Below are 13,958 nucleotides of genomic sequence, written 5' to 3'. Positions count from 1 at the left end.
GTTACGGGATCAGCACCGCCCGACCCGTGATGCGCCCGGCCTCGAGGTCGTCGAACGCGCGCTGGAAGTCGGCGAGCGGGTAGCGCTGCACCTCGACGGCGAGCCTGCCCTGCTGCGCGAGCGCCACGACCTGGAGCTGGTCGGCGCGGGTCCCGCCGTAGGAGCGCTGGACGTTCACGCCCCACGGGAGGACCTCGGTGCCCGGGTCCGACGCGTACGCGAAGCTGCCGCCGCCAAGCCCGACGAACCGCAGCGCCCCCTCGGGCGCCACGACGGACGTCGCGAGGTCGACCGTGGGCTGGACGCCGACGAAGTCGAAGACGGCGTCCGCGCCGTAGCCGTCCGTGAGGTCGAGGATCGCGGCGGCCGCGTCGGCGTCGCTCCGCAGCACGACGTCGGCCCCCAGCTCGCGGGCGAGCCCCAGCTTGGCCTCGTCGGTGTCGAGCGCGACGACGCGCGCGCCCGTCGTGGCGGTGAGGATCTGGAGGCCCAGGTGCCCGAGACCGCCGACGCCGAGCACGACGGCGGTGGAGCCGGGGACGAGGTGCGCCCGCGCGCTGTTCACCGCGTGCATCGGGGTGACGCCGGCGTCGGCGAGCGGCGCCGCGGCCACGGGGTCGAGGGCGCCGATCGGGTCGAGGTGCCGCGCCTTCACGACCATGTACTCGGCCATGGCGCCGTCGGGACCCAGGCCGGGCGTCGTCGGGAACTGGAGGCGGCTGCCGTTGACCTGGCACGCGTTGTCGCGGCCCTCGACGCAGGCGCGGCAGCGGCCGCACGCCCAGATGACGCTCACGAGCACGGCGTCGCCCGGGTCGAGCCCGTCCACGTCGGAGCCGGTGCGCTCGACCCGGCCCGCGCCCTCGTGCCCGACGGTGTTCCCGAAGAACGGCCACTCGTCGCCCATGTGCAGCACGTGCAGGTCGGAGTGGCAGAGGCCGGCGCCGGCGACCTTGACGAGGACCTCGTCCGGTCCGACGTCGGGGACGGGGACGTCCTGGAGCTCCAGGGTGTGCGGTCCGACGAGCTTGACAGCCTGCATGCGTGGATCCCTCCTCGGTGGGGCCGGGGCGCGGCCTGCCCCGACTCTGGCGGAGGTGTCGCCGCGCGGCCACCCGGCACGCCGGGTCGGCCGGACGACGCCGTCGCGCGCGTCGGGTCGAGGGCGCGTACCGTCGTCGGGACGGATCGCGTCCGACCGACACGGGAGGGGTGCCCATGGCACGCAAGAAGTCCTGGAGCGAGCTCAGCGGCGGCAAGAAGGCGCTGGTGATCGTCCTGTCGCTCGTCCAGATCTCGCTCACCGCGGCGGGCTACCGCGACCTCGCGAAGCGGCCCGCCGACGAGGTCGAGGGGCCCAAGCTCGCGTGGGGCGTCGCGATGCTCGCGAACTGGGTGGGACCGATCGCCTACTTCGCGAAGGGCCGCAAGGGGCTGGGCCTCAACGACTGAGCCGTCCCCGCCCGCCGAGGGCCGACACCTGCTCGACCGCGACGACCGCCACGACGACGGCCGTCGTGAGCCCGAGGACCACGAGCGGCGGCCCGGCGTGCGCGCCGACGGCGACGTCCAGCAGGGCGAGGACGCCGAGCAGCGGGACCGCGTGGACCTCGCGGAGCATGACCCAGCGGAAGAGCTCGAGCGCGAGCAGGTAGAGCGCGGCCCCGCCCGTGAGCGCGGCGGTCGCCGTCCACCCGGCGGGCGTGCCGGCGTCGGCGGCTGCGAGCAGCAGCCGGAGCCCGAGCGCGAGTGCCACGATCCCGACGACGACGGGCGCGTGCCCGAGCGCGTAGCCGTCCCGCGCGAGCTCGGCCCGGCGTCGCGTCGTGGCGGCCGCGAGCACGTCGCCGGCCGCTCCCGCGAGCCGCGCGGCGTACGCCGACCAGAGGGTCGCCGTGAGCAGGAACCCGAGGCTTCCGGCCGCGACGACGGGCCACCGCATCACGTGGTCGCCCGCGCCCGTGCCCGCGGAGACGAGGGTCTCGCCGAACGCGATGATCACGACGAGCCCGTGCCGCTCGACGAAGTGGCCGGTGCTCACGATGCGCCACCCCCGGTACCCGGAGGTGAGCCGGCCGCCCGCGAAGTCGACGAGCAACGCGCACGACCACAGCACCGTCTGCGTGCTCCCGCCCAGCATCGCGCCCACGACCAGGAGGACCGCGGACACGGCCTGCGGGACGGCGTCGATCGCGATCTGGGTGCGCAGCCGCGGGTCGTGCCGCGCCGCCGCCCGGAACAGCAGGACGTACGTGACGCGGACCCCGGCGAACGCGAGCGCCAGGACGAGCGGCGCGTCGAGCGGTCCGCCGTCCGCCTCCCAGGCTCCCGGCGCGACGACGCCCGCGAGGAACAGCCCGGCCATCGCCGCGACCATGCCGAGCTTGACGAACCCGCGGTCCGCCCGGACCCGGTTCCCGAGCCACGTGAACGCCGACCACGCCCACCAGAGCAGCAGGAGCAGCACGAGCCCCTGGACCGGGGCCGCGGCGCCGCGGTCCTCCTCGAGGTACGCGACGACGCGCGTGATCGAGAAGACGAACACGAGGTCGAAGAAGATCTCGAACATCGTGACCCGGTGCCCCGCGTGCACCGGGACCACGCCGAGGGCGGGGCGGGTGGTGGTCGTCGTTGCCATACGACGACGGTCCCTCCGGCGCCGGGGGCGCCGCGTCCGTCGGGCACCCTGGCGGGCACCCTGGTCGCGCCTCCGGGGCGCGACCGGTTCGCCGGCCTCCAGGAGGTGCCCGCGGCGGGCTCAGTAGTCTGTGCGCGTGAGTCCCGCCCCGCTGCCCGCCGACGGCGCCCGCGCCGCAGCCCTCCTGCTCGACCTCGACGGCACGCTCGTCGACACCACGGAGAAGGTCGAGGCCGCCTGGCGGTGGGGGGCGGACGAGCTCGGGGTCCCGTTCGCGGCCCTCGAGCCGTACATCCACGGCATCCCCGGGTCCCAGGCGCTCGAGCTCGCGCTCCCCGGGCGCCTCGACGAGGCCGAGCGGGCCGCGCTCACCGACCAGCTGCTCGTGCGCATGGCGGACCCCGCCGCGGGCCACGTGCTCTGGATGCCCGGCGCCCAGGACCTCGTGACGACCCTCGCACGCGACGCCGCCGACGCCTGGGCGATCGTCACGAGCGGCGACCGGCGCCTCGCCGGGTCGAGCGTCGAGGCCCTCGCGCTGCCGCTGCCGCCCGTCATGGTGACGTCCGAGGACGTCGAGCTCGGCAAGCCGCACCCCGAGCCCTACCTCAAGGCCGCCGACGCGCTCGAGATCCTCGAGGTCGATGCGTGCGTCGTCGTCGAGGACGCGCCCGCCGGGGTCGCCGCGGGCAAGGCCGCCGGGATGCGCGTCCTTGCGCTCACGACGACCTACCCCGCCTCCGACCTCGCCGACGCCGACTGGGTGGTGGGCTCGCTCGCCGACGTGCGCGTCCTCGTCGAGGACGGCGCGATAGTCCTGCGCCCGGCTGCTGCCTCGTAGCGGTGGGGCGCGTCTCGCAGCGCGAGACCGTGTGACTCCGGTCTTCGGGCCTCCTTGTTAACAGGGGACCATTCCTAAGCGTTCCAGTTAAGAAGTCGCGTCGATCCGCGTACGGTCACCCCATGACCAGCCACGGCAGCCCCGACCGCGAGCACCCCGCCGCGCGCTCGACGTGCCGCTGCTGTCGGCCGGCCTGTCGGGCCTGAGCGCCGCCCCCGCGCTCGAACCGCACCCGCCGCCGCGTCCGGACGGCCGCGAGCCGCCGCCGTCGTGCCGTTCGCCTCTGCCCGGACAGGGCACCCCACCCCGCTCACGACCGTCGCACGACCCGTTGGAGCAGCCATGACCCTCACCGCTCGTCCCCTCGAGGCGCCGTCGGCCGACGCCCTCACCGCAACCCGCGGGCTCCCCGTCGAGCGCCTGACCAGCAGCACCGACCGGCGCCGCCGCCTGCGCGTCCCGCGCGCGATCGCCCGGCTCAGCGGCGTCGTCGTGATCCTCGCGCTGTGGCAGCTCGCAGCCGCCACCGGACGCCTGCCCCGCACGTTCCTCGGCTCGCCCGTCGACGTGGCCCGTGCCGCGGGCCACCTCATCGCCGACGGCGAGCTGCCCGCCGCGATCGGCGCGTCCCTGCACCGGGTCGTCGTGGGGCTCGCGCTCGGGCTCGTCGTGGGCGTCGTGCTGGCGCTCGTGAGCGGGCTGTCGCGGATCGGCGAGGACCTCGTCGACGCGCCCGTCCAGATGCTCCGGACCGTGCCGTTCGCAGGGATCGTGCCGCTGCTCATCATCTGGCTCGGCGTCGGTGAGCTTCCGAAGGTCGTCCTCATCGCGCTCGGCGTCACGTTCCCCGTCTACATCAACCTGTCCGCGGGGATCCGCCAGGTCGACCCTGGGCTCGTCGAGGCGGGCCGCACGCTCGGCCTCGGCCGGCTCGGGCTCGTCCGGCACGTCGTCGTGGGCGCGGCGCTCCCGCAGCTCCTCGTCGGCGTGCGGATCGCGCTCGGCGTGTCCTGGCTCGCGCTCGTGTTCGCCGAGCAGATCAGCGCGACCAGCGGGATCGGGTACCTCATGACGTCGGCCCAGGAGCTCCTGCAGACCGACACGATCGTCGTCTGCCTCGTCGTGTACGCGCTGCTCGGCCTGCTCGCCGACCTCGTCGTCCGCGTCCTGGAGCGCGTGCTCCTCCCGTGGCGGCGGTCCTTCACCCCCGACGACGCCCAGGGAGACGCCCGATGACCGCCACCGCGCCCCGCACCGCGCCCGCCGAGGCGACGACGCCGCTCGCCGTCGACGTCCGCGGCCTCGGCCGCACGTTCGGCAGCGGGGCCTCGGCCACCACCGTGCTCGACGACCTCGACCTCGCCGTCCCCGCCGGTCAGTTCGTCGCGCTCCTCGGCGCGAGCGGCTGCGGCAAGTCGACGCTCCTGCGCGTGCTCGCGGGCCTCGACGGCGGCGTCACCGGTGACGTGACGGTGGCCCGCGACCGGGCTGTCGCCTTCCAGGCCCCGCGGCTGCTGCCGTGGAAGAAGGTGTGGCGGAACGTCGTCCTCGGGGTACCGGGTGCGACGCGCGAGACCGCCCTCGCCGCGCTGCGCGAGGTACGCCTCGAGCACCGCGCCGACGCCTGGCCGACCACGCTGTCCGGTGGCGAGGCGCAGCGCGCGTCGCTCGCGCGGGCGCTCGTCCGCCAGCCCGACCTGCTCCTCCTCGACGAGCCGTTCGGCGCGCTCGACGCCCTCACGCGCCTCACCGCGCAGGAGCTCGTCCGCGAGCTGTGGCACGCGCACCGGCCTGCCGTCGTCCTGGTGACGCACGACGTCGACGAGGCGCTCCTGCTCGCCGACCGCGTCCTCGTCATGGCGCACGGCCGCATCGAGCACGACGTGCCCGTCGCGGGCGACCGCGAGCACGGCTCCGCGGGGTACGCCGAGCAGCGCAGCCGCCTGCTCGGCTGGCTCGGCGTGCACGACGGCGAGGGTGCCGCGTGAGCCGCCGCCGCATCACCGCGCTGGGTCCGCTCGAGCCCGCGGGCGGTTCGGGTGGCGGCGCCGGGGAGCCCGACGCGCTCGGCGCCGACGTCCTCGTCCTCGGCGGCGGGCCGGCCGGGACGTGGGCGGCGCTCGCCGCCGCCGGGACCGGGGCGCGTGTCGTCCTCGCCGACAAGGGGTTCGTCGGGACGAGCGGCGCCGCCGCGGCCGGCGGCAACAACCTCTGGTACGTCCCCGACGACGGCGACCAGCGCGAGCGTGCCGTCCTCGCCCGCGAGGAGCGGGGCGCCCACCTGACCGACCGGACGTGGCTGCGCCGGCTCGTCGAGGAGACGTGGGACCGGGTCGGCGACCTCGAGGCCTGGGGCTACCCGTACCCGACCGACCCGTCCGGACGTCGGCGCCGCAGCTCCCTGCAGGGGCCCGAGTACATGCGGCTCATGCGGCGCCAGGTCCTCCGCGCCGGTGTGACGGTCCTCGACCAGAGCCCCGCGCAGGAGCTCGTGCAGGACGTCGACGGCGTGGTCGTCGGGGCGACGGGCGTCCAGCGGCAGCGCGGGAACGCGCCGTGGACCGTGCGCGCGGGCGCCGTCGTGCTCGCGACCGGGGGCTGCGCGTTCCTGTCGGGGGCGCTCGGCTGCAACCCCGACACCGGCGACGGCCACCTCATGGCCGCCGAGCTCGGGGCCGAGCTGTCCGGCATGGAGTTCTCCTCCGTCTACGGCATGGCGCCCGGGTTCGGTGCGCAGACCAAGGGGCGCATGTACCAGTTCGCGAGCTACTACGACGGCGAGCGCAACCCCATCGACGCCGCCGGCTTCTCCGGGCGCGAGGTCGTAGCCCGCACGCTCGCCGCGGGCTCCCCGGTGTACGCGCGCCTCGACCTCGCGCCGCCTGCGCTGCACGATGCGCTGCGCTGGTCCCAGCCCAACTTCTTCCTGCCCTACGACAAGGCCGGGGTCGACGTGTTCACCGACCTGTTCGAGGTGCGGCTCGTCCTCGAGGGGACGGTCCGCGGCACCGGAGGTCTCGCGGTCGTCGGCGACGGGTGCGAGACGACCGTCCCCGGCCTCTACGCCGCGGGCGACGTGGCGTCGCGCGAGCTGATCACCGGAGCGGTGTCGGGCGGCGGGAGCCACAACGGCGCATGGGCGATCTCGTCGGGCACCTGGGCGGGCGGCGCGGCGGCGTCGTTCGCGAGGCGGCGCGGCGCTGCTCCCGCGGCGACCACCGCCCGGGACGACGTCCCCGCCGGGACCCGAGCGCCGTCGTCGGGCCGGACGGCGCCGCGCGAGGTGATCCGCGACGTCCAGGCCGAGGTGATCCCGCTCGAGCGCAACCTGTTCCGGACCGCGGACGGGCTGCGCGGGTCGCTCGCACGCCTCGACGCGCTGTGGACCGACGCCGTACCCGACCTCGACGCGTCGGCCGAGCCCGTGAAGGCACGCGAGGCCGCGGCGATGGTCGCGCACGCCCGCTGGATGTACCGGGCCGCGCTGGCCCGGCCGGAGTCGCGGGTGATCCATCGCCGCGACGACCACCCCGACCTCGACGAGCGCCTGACCCACCGCATCCGCGTGGGCGGGCTCGACGAGGTGTGGACCCGCCCCGAGGTCCCCGTACGAGAGGAGGAGCGGGCGTCGTGATCGAACTCGTCTCGCCGTCGCGCTGCATCGACTGCAACAAGTGCGTCGAGGTCTGCCCGACCAACGTCTTCGACGAGGTGCCCGGCGGGCACCCTGTCATCGCCCGGCAGCAGGACTGCCAGACCTGCTTCATGTGCGAGGCGCACTGCCCCACGGACGCCCTGTTCGTGGCGCCTCTCGCCGACCCTGCCCCCGAGGGCTCGCCCTACCGCGACGAGGACGCCCTCGAGGCGGCCGGCCGGCTCGGCGAGTACCGCGAGTGGATCGGCTGGGGCCGGGGCCGCCGGCCCGGCAGCCTCCGCGACCGCAACGGCGAGCTCACCGAGCTCGCCCGCCCGCACCTCCCGCAGCGCTTCCAGTAGTACCCGCGCCCCGGCGCCCCCGACCCCGAAGGAACACCATGAGCCTCTTCCGTACCCGCACGCGCCCGTCGGGCGCGCGCCGCCGCACGTCCGCCGTGGCCGCCGCCGTCCTCGCGGGGGCGCTCGCCGGCACGCTCGCCGCCTGCTCCTCGACGAGCGACGCGAAGGCCGCCGACGGCGGCGCGGCCCTGCGCGTCGGTTTCATCTCCAACACGCCGAACCCGGCAGGGCCCGAGGGCTGGGCCGACGCGCACGACGAGCTGCTCCCCGCGCTCAAGAGCGCGGGGATCGGCAAGATCTCGTGGGTGCCGTTCAAGAACGGGCCGGACCTGAGCGCCGCCGTCCAGGGCGGCTCGATCGACCTCGCGACGCTCGGCGACACCCCGGCCCTGACCGCGAAGGCCAGCGGGATCGACACCTACCTCGTCAACCAGTCCGCCGTCGGGCAGGACGCCTGGCTCGTCGGCGCCAAGGGCGTCACCAGCCTCGAGGACCTCAAGGGCAAGACCATCGCGACCCAGGTCGGCTCGTACATGTACCGGTACCTCGTGGCCCTGCTCCAGCAGAAGGGCCTGGCCGACGACGTGAAGATCACGCACGTCTACACGACGAACGCCGTCGCGTCCCTCCAGTCCGGGGGCATCGCCGCGTACGCCGCGCCCGCGGGGCAGCTCACGGGCGTCCTCACCGCCCAGGGCTACCCGGTGATCGACAAGGCGTCCGAGGACCACCCCGACCTGCTCGGCACCGGCGCGACCATCATCACGAAGGCCGAGCTCGCCGCTCACCCCGGCCTCCCCGACGCGTGGAACGCCGCGCGCGCCAAGGCCGTCGGCGAGATCAACGCCGACCCCGAGGCGTTCTACGAGTTCGCGGCCAAGGCGTCCAAGACCACCGTCGACGTCGTCAAGGTCGCGCAGCCGGTCTCGCTCTACCCGGCGGAGCCCTTCACCGACAAGGGGCTGAAGCTCCTCCAGGGGACCGACGAGTTCCTGGCCGAGAACAAGCTGTCGAAGGCCGTCGTGGACATCTCCGCCTGGCGCGTCCCCTCGTCGACGGCGACTCCCGCCGGCTGACGCCGCCCCCTCGGCGCCCCACCCCGCGCGCCGAGCACGGGGTCTCCGCCCGTCCGCCGCCTCGGACGGGCGGAGACCCCGTCGTCGTGGGGCCGATATCCCGTGCTCGCGCGCCGTGCCGCGCCTAGGGTCGGGGCATGGCCGATCCTGTCAACATCGCGACCGCGTTCTCCTCCTTCACCGAGCCGTGGCAGCCCCACCGTCTCGCGAGCGTGAACGACTACGACGTGAAGGTCGTGCGCCTCCACGGCGAGTTCGTGTGGCACAGCCACCCCGAGACCGACGAGCTCTTCCTCGTCCGGTCCGGCACCCTCGTCATCCAGCAGCGCGACGCCGACGGCACCCGCCACGACGTCGAGCTCGGTCCCGACGACGTCTACGTCGTCCCGCGCGGCGTCGAGCACTGCCCGCGGGCCGACGAGGAGGTCCTCGCTCTCCTCCTCGAACCCCGCGGCACCGTCAACACCGGCGACGCGGGCGGCGAGCGGACCGTCGAGCTCCAGGAGCTCGCGATCGATGGGTGACGGTCCGCCCTGGTCGCAGGGCGGCGCCGACGTCCGGTTCGAGTGGGGACCGGACGGCGGCGCGCAGATCGCTCGGGGTGCGGCCGTCGTCGTCGTCGTCGACGTCCTGAGCTTCACGACGACGGTCGGCGTGGCGCTCGCCGGCGGCGCGGAGGTGCTGCCGTCCCGGTGGCACGACGGCGCCGCCGCTCGTCTCGCGGCCGAGCGGGGGGCGCGCCTCGCAGTCGGGCGTCTGGAGGCGCGTGCACTCGCGTCCGACGACGTCCCTCCCGCGAGCCTCTCACCGGCCGACATGGTGCGCGCCGCCGGGGCGGGAGCGCTCCGCGGCGACCGGATCGTGCTGCCGTCGCCGAACGGCTCGACGATCGTGGCCGCCTTGAGCGGCGGCGACGCGCGCGTGGTCGCGGCGTCCCTGCGCACCCGGGCCGCGGTCTCCCGGTGGCTCGTGCGGTCCGCACCATCCGGTCCGGTCGCCGTCGTCGCGGCGGGGGAGCGATGGCCGGACGGCCCGCTGCGGCCCGCAGTCGAGGACCTCTGGGGTGCGGGGAGCGTCGTGGAGGCGCTCGTCGCCGAGCAGCGCCGTGCCGGACGACGCGAGCTGCGGCTCTCGCCCGAGGCGGGTGCGGCCGTCGCCGCGTTCGCCGCCGTGCGGTCGGACCTCGCGGCGAACCTCGCAGGCTGTGCGAGCGGGCTCGAGCTCGCGGCGGCCGGATTCGCCGACGACGTCGTCGTGGCCGCCGGCCTCGACGCGGACGACGTCGTCCCGCTTCTCGTGGGCGACGCGCTCCGCGCCGCCACGTGAGCCCCTACGGGGCGCCGCCGACCTCCGCCGACGGGTCGCTGAGCGCTTCGGGTGGAGCCTGCAGCCGCAGCGTCATGTGCCCGCCGAGGTATCCGCTCGCGGTGGCCACGGTCCCGGCGACGAGGGATACGGCGACGCCCGCGCGGCGCCGACCCCGGCGGCGCAGCAGCCACGACCCGCCGTAGAGGGTCAGTGCGGTGGCGTGCAGCGCGGCGTGGGCCGTACCCACCCGGCCGACGCGCCGGTCCGCGTTGGCGGCCCAGTCCGCGGCCCCGGCGAGCGCCGTCGGGACGGCGAGGACGATCCCCAGTCCGACGAGCCGGTCGGCCGACCGCCGCCCGCCCGGGCCGCCCGCGAGGTCGAGGAGCGTCGCCCCGATCCACGAGCCGAGCGGGAAGTCGGTCAGCAGGGGGTGGAGCGCGTGGCCGAGCCACCGGCCGTGCAGCGCGTCCGCGACCCCGGGCCAGGCGGTCAGCCGGTCCGAGACCACGGGTCGGGCGCGGTCGACGACGGCGTCGAGCCCGCGCGCGCCCTCGATTCGCCGCGCGACGTCCAGCAGCGGGTTTCCGCCGTTCGTGCCCCGCATGACGACCTCCCGTGTCGGGGACCAGGTCCGTCCAGCGTCGCAGCGCCGCGGGCGCTACGCGCTACGGCCGCCGCTCGAACGTGTCGTGGTTGGTGGTGATCGCGCGCCACCAGGGCGCGCTGCCGTCCACGAACGCCCAGAGCGTCTCCAGCCTTCCGTCCACGAGCGTGCCGGTGTAGGAGACGGCGGTGCCGGAGCCGGCCGCGGAGCAGGCGATCGCCTCGCCGTCGTACGTCCCGGCGAGCGGGACGTCCCGGCCCGCGAGCGCACTGTCGGGGAGCGCGGTCCGGAACAGGCCGGCGACTCTGCCGTCGGCGGCCTCGGTGATCTCGATGACGGAGCCGTACTGGTTCACCCAGCGGCCGAGCCAGAGCTGCGTGTCGCCCATACGGTGACGCTAGCCACGGTCCGGCCGGTCCACCTCCGGGAGCCGCTCGCCCTCGATTACGGTGGAACCACGCGACCTTCGGAGTGACACCGTGACCGATCCCGACGCCGCAGCAGCCGCCCCCGAGCCCCGGCGTGCGCCCCGCGACCCCGAGCCGGCGGAGCGGCGTGCCGAGCGCCGTCGTCGGGAAGAGGAGAACAAGCGCAGCGAGAACCCGCACTCCCCGCAGGCACACCTGCGGGCGCGGCACCAGCTCGAGCTGCGGTCGCGGTGGGTGGACCACCTCGTCGACGAGGCCATCGAGCGGGGCGAGTTCGACGACCTCCCGCTCGCCGGGAAGCCGATCCCGGGCCTCGGGACGCACCACGACCCCGACTGGTGGCTCAAGCAGCTGGTCGAGCGCGAGCAGATCACGGGTGTGCTGCCGGAGGCGTTCCAGCTCCGCAAGGACGACGCCGCGCTCGACGACAGCCTCGACCGCGAGTTCTCCGAGGCGCGCGTGCGCGAGGTGCTGGAGGAGTTCAACCGGCGCGTCGTCGAGGCGCGCCGTCAGCTCCTCGGCGGGCCGCCCGTCGTCACCCCGCTGCGCGACGTGGACGCGGAGGTCGCGCGCTGGCGGCAGCGGAACCGTCGCTGACGCGCTCCCACGACGCCACCGGCCCCGGCACGACGACGAACGACGGGTGCGGGTCGGGAGCGACGACGTCCGCCCAGCGCGCCGCGACCTCCGGGCTCCGTGCGTCGAGCTTGGCCCGCAGGTGCGCCCACTCGTGCGCGAGCTGCCCGTCGGTGACGGGAATCCGCTCGACGACGGCCGCCGCGACGTCGTCGGTGAGCGGTCGGTCGATGCGGGTGCGGTCGAACCGATAGCCGCGGGCCGCCGCCTCGTCCGCGACCGCCGTGAGGTAGGCGCCCACCGCACGGGCGGGATCCGCCACGGCCCGGAACCGTTCGAGCTGCGGGTGGTTGCGGTAGCCCGTCGTGCGGCCCGCGAGCACGGCCTGCGCGAGCAGTGCCTCACGCCAGCACGCGGTCAGGCCCTGCCGGTCCAGGTACCGCGGGTGCACGCTCCACAGCCGCACGTGTCCTCCGATCGTCCGAGCGCCGACGCTACCGGGCGGCGGCGGGCTCGGCGCGCGTGGCCTACGCCACCGGCATAAACCCTGGCGCTGTTCGTCGGGGCATGCGAAAGTTGTCGGGTGCCCCCACGCGCCACCGCGTCGGGGCATCCCCCTGCCCCCGACGGAAGGCACCCGGTGAGGATCGCTCCCCGCTCAGCGTCCACGCGCTGACCCACCCGCTGCTCGAGCGCACGCTCGCAGGGGTGGTCGGCGCACCTTCGCCGAACCCCGGGAGCCTTCCATGGCCTTTCGCCCCTCTGCCGCACCCTCCGTCGTCCTCACCCGTCTCACCTTCGCCTGGCCCGACGGCACCGTCGCGCTCCGCGACCTGACGGCGTCCTTCACCACCGGCCGCACCGGCCTCGTCGGCCGCAACGGCGCCGGCAAGTCCACGCTCCTCCGCCTCGTCGCGGGCGAGCTCGTCCCCACGTCCGGGAGCGTCACCACCACCGGCGACGTCGCGTACCTGCCGCAGCACCTCACGGTGCGCGACGAAGGCGCGTCCGTCGCCGACCTCCTCGGCGTCGGGACGCGGCTGCGCGCGTTCCGGCTCATCGAGTCCGGCACCGCCGAGCCCGACCAGCTGGAGGCGGCGTTCGACGCGCTCGCCGACGACTGGGAGGTCGAGCAGCGCGCCGCCGACGCCGCCCGGTCCGCCGGGCTCGACGCCGCCGACCTCGACCGCCCCGCCCGGACCCTGTCCGGCGGGGAGACGATCCTGGCGGCGCTCGCGGGCCTGCGCCTCGCGGACACCCCGGTGACGCTCCTCGACGAGCCCACCAACAACCTCGACCGCGACGCCCGCGCGCGCCTGTACGCGATGGTCGAGGGGTGGCGCGGGACGCTCGTCGTCGTCAGCCACGACCGGACCCTCCTCGACCTCATGGACTCCACCGCGGAGCTTCGTGAGGGCTCGCTCGAGGTGTACGGCGGGACGTACAGCGCCTACGAGGAGCACCTCGCTGTCCAGCAGGAGGCCGCGGCGCGCGCCGTCCGGACGGCCGAGCAGCGGCTCCGCACCGAGAAGCGCGAGCGGATCGAGGCCGAGACCAAGATCGCCCGGTCCGCGAAGGCGGGCAAGAAGGCCGCCGAGAACATGCCGAAGATCCTCGCCAACGCGCGCAAGAACGCCGCCGAGGCCACCGCCGGGCGCACCCGCGCCCTCGCCGACGACCGGCTCGAGAAGGCGCGGGCCGCCGTCGAGGACGCGGAGTCACGCGTCCGCGACGACGACACGATCCACGTCGACCTCCCCGGCACGGAGGTGCCGAGCGGGCGGCGGCTGCTCGAGCTCGCCGGTGCCGACGGGCGACCGATCGTCCTGCAGGGTCCCGAGCGCGTCGCGCTCGGCGGCCCCAACGGCGCCGGCAAGACGACGCTCCTCGAAGAGCTCCTCGGGTTGCGGCCCGCGTCCGGCGAGCCGCGCGGGCGGGTGCTCACCGACCGCGTCGGGTACCTCGCGCAGCGCCTCACCCTCCCCGACGACGACGCCAGCGTCCTCGACACCGTGCGCTCCGCCTCCCCGGAGCTCACCCCGGGAGAGGTGCGGAACCGGCTCGCCCGGTTCCTGCTGCGCGGGGCCACCGTCGACCGGCCCGTGCGAACGCTGTCCGGCGGGGAACGCTTCCGCGTCGCGTTGGCGCGCGTGCTCCTCGCCGACCCGCCGCCGCAGCTCCTCGTCCTCGACGAACCCACCAACAACCTCGACCTCGCCAGCATCGACCAGCTCGCCCAGGCCCTCGACGGGTACCGCGGGGCGCTCGTGGTCGTCAGCCACGACGACGCGTTCCTCCAGCGGATCGGGGCGGGGGTCGAGGTGGGGACGCGCTGGGAGGTCGAGCGCGGGGGAGCGGTGCGTCTCGCTTCGTGACTCTCTTCGGGGCTGGACGTGTCCGTGGTCGGGGGCGGGCGCGGGTCGGGGGTGTCGCGCGCGATCTTCCATCCGGCCGCTCGTCCCTCGCGGCCTCCCGCCAGACCCGCCACGAT

16 protein-coding genes are annotated in these 13,958 nt (G+C 75.4%); 11 read left to right on the top strand and 5 right to left on the bottom strand.

Going from position 1 to position 13,958, the window contains the following annotated elements:
- Nucleotide 1 precedes the first annotated feature (1 nt).
- Nucleotides 2-1,042: an alcohol dehydrogenase catalytic domain-containing protein gene (locus tag ACFT5B_RS17060; protein WP_386800369.1), complete on the bottom strand. Its 1,041-nt coding sequence runs from the start codon at nucleotides 1,040-1,042 to the stop codon at nucleotides 2-4.
- 176 nt (nucleotides 1,043-1,218) lie between these two features.
- Here ACFT5B_RS17060 and ACFT5B_RS17055 point away from each other — a divergent pair, with 176 nt between their 5' ends.
- A complete protein-coding gene (locus ACFT5B_RS17055; protein WP_386800368.1) occupies nucleotides 1,219-1,452 on the top strand; it encodes a hypothetical protein in 234 nt (77 codons plus the stop codon).
- Here the strand turns inward: ACFT5B_RS17055 and ACFT5B_RS17050 are convergent.
- Entirely contained in the window at nucleotides 1,442-2,638 is a 1,197-nt protein-coding gene (locus ACFT5B_RS17050) for a low temperature requirement protein A (RefSeq protein ID WP_386800367.1), read from the bottom strand. The genes ACFT5B_RS17055 and ACFT5B_RS17050 overlap by 11 nt on opposite strands.
- Nucleotides 2,639-2,774: 136 nt before the next feature.
- On the opposite strand from ACFT5B_RS17050, the gene ACFT5B_RS17045 reads away from it, so the two are divergent.
- From ACFT5B_RS17045 to ACFT5B_RS17010, 8 genes are all read left to right on the top strand, one after another.
- On the top strand, nucleotides 2,775-3,479 hold the full coding sequence (locus ACFT5B_RS17045; protein WP_386800366.1) for an HAD-IA family hydrolase: 705 nt from the start codon (nucleotides 2,775-2,777) through the stop codon (nucleotides 3,477-3,479).
- A gap of 342 nt (nucleotides 3,480-3,821) precedes the next feature.
- A complete protein-coding gene (locus tag ACFT5B_RS17040) occupies nucleotides 3,822-4,715 on the top strand; it encodes an ABC transporter permease (protein WP_386800365.1) in 894 nt (297 codons plus the stop codon).
- Nucleotides 4,712-5,467 (top strand): ABC transporter ATP-binding protein, encoded by a 756-nt coding sequence (locus ACFT5B_RS17035; protein WP_386800364.1) that lies wholly within the window; start codon nucleotides 4,712-4,714, stop codon nucleotides 5,465-5,467. Before ACFT5B_RS17040 ends, ACFT5B_RS17035 begins: the two co-directional genes overlap by 4 nt.
- A complete protein-coding gene (locus ACFT5B_RS17030) occupies nucleotides 5,464-7,113 on the top strand; it encodes an FAD-dependent oxidoreductase (protein WP_386800363.1) in 1,650 nt (549 codons plus the stop codon). Before ACFT5B_RS17035 ends, ACFT5B_RS17030 begins: the two co-directional genes overlap by 4 nt.
- Complete coding sequence (locus tag ACFT5B_RS17025; protein WP_386800362.1) at nucleotides 7,110-7,475, top strand: 4Fe-4S binding protein; 366 nt, start codon at nucleotides 7,110-7,112, stop codon at nucleotides 7,473-7,475. Before ACFT5B_RS17030 ends, ACFT5B_RS17025 begins: the two co-directional genes overlap by 4 nt.
- Nucleotides 7,476-7,513: 38 nt before the next feature.
- Nucleotides 7,514-8,551 carry an ABC transporter substrate-binding protein gene (locus ACFT5B_RS17020; RefSeq protein WP_386800361.1) on the top strand — a complete coding sequence of 346 codons (1,038 nt, stop codon included), beginning with the start codon at nucleotides 7,514-7,516 and terminating at the stop codon, nucleotides 8,549-8,551.
- A 137-nt stretch (nucleotides 8,552-8,688) separates the two neighbouring features.
- A complete protein-coding gene (locus tag ACFT5B_RS17015; protein WP_386800360.1) occupies nucleotides 8,689-9,075 on the top strand; it encodes a cupin domain-containing protein in 387 nt (128 codons plus the stop codon).
- On the top strand, nucleotides 9,068-9,877 hold the full coding sequence (locus tag ACFT5B_RS17010) for a 2-phosphosulfolactate phosphatase (RefSeq protein WP_386800359.1): 810 nt from the start codon (nucleotides 9,068-9,070) through the stop codon (nucleotides 9,875-9,877). The genes ACFT5B_RS17015 and ACFT5B_RS17010 overlap by 8 nt, the downstream gene beginning before the upstream one ends.
- Before the next feature lie 4 nt (nucleotides 9,878-9,881).
- On the opposite strand, the gene ACFT5B_RS17005 is transcribed toward ACFT5B_RS17010, so the two are convergent.
- Together ACFT5B_RS17005 and ACFT5B_RS17000 are read right to left on the bottom strand one after the other, a co-directional pair.
- Nucleotides 9,882-10,463 (bottom strand): DUF2231 domain-containing protein, encoded by a 582-nt coding sequence (locus ACFT5B_RS17005; RefSeq protein ID WP_386800358.1) that lies wholly within the window; start codon nucleotides 10,461-10,463, stop codon nucleotides 9,882-9,884.
- Between the two features lie 61 nt (nucleotides 10,464-10,524).
- The gene (locus ACFT5B_RS17000; protein WP_386800357.1) at nucleotides 10,525-10,851 is read right to left on the bottom strand and encodes an avidin/streptavidin family protein; all 327 of its coding nucleotides are present in this window, start codon (nucleotides 10,849-10,851) and stop codon (nucleotides 10,525-10,527) included.
- Nucleotides 10,852-10,942: 91 nt separating this feature from the next.
- Here ACFT5B_RS17000 and ACFT5B_RS16995 point away from each other — a divergent pair, with 91 nt between their 5' ends.
- Nucleotides 10,943-11,488, top strand: a complete 546-nt coding sequence (locus ACFT5B_RS16995; RefSeq protein ID WP_386800356.1) for a DUF1992 domain-containing protein — start codon at nucleotides 10,943-10,945, stop codon at nucleotides 11,486-11,488.
- On the opposite strand, the gene ACFT5B_RS16990 is transcribed toward ACFT5B_RS16995, so the two are convergent.
- On the bottom strand, nucleotides 11,427-11,933 hold the full coding sequence (locus tag ACFT5B_RS16990) for a pyrimidine dimer DNA glycosylase/endonuclease V (RefSeq protein WP_386800355.1): 507 nt from the start codon (nucleotides 11,931-11,933) through the stop codon (nucleotides 11,427-11,429). The genes ACFT5B_RS16995 and ACFT5B_RS16990 overlap by 62 nt on opposite strands.
- 280 nt (nucleotides 11,934-12,213) lie before the next feature.
- Between ACFT5B_RS16990 and ACFT5B_RS16985 the strand changes: the two genes are divergently transcribed.
- Nucleotides 12,214-13,842, top strand: a complete 1,629-nt coding sequence (locus ACFT5B_RS16985; protein ID WP_386800354.1) for an ABC-F family ATP-binding cassette domain-containing protein — start codon at nucleotides 12,214-12,216, stop codon at nucleotides 13,840-13,842.
- The last annotated feature ends 116 nt before the right edge of the window (nucleotides 13,843-13,958 follow it).

Origin of the sequence: Luteimicrobium sp. NPDC057192, from assembly GCF_042670205.1 — a bacterium.
In the GTDB taxonomy this organism is placed as follows: Bacteria; Actinomycetota; Actinomycetes; order Actinomycetales; family Cellulomonadaceae; genus Luteimicrobium.
This window is presented reverse-complemented; position numbering and strand designations above follow the sequence as displayed.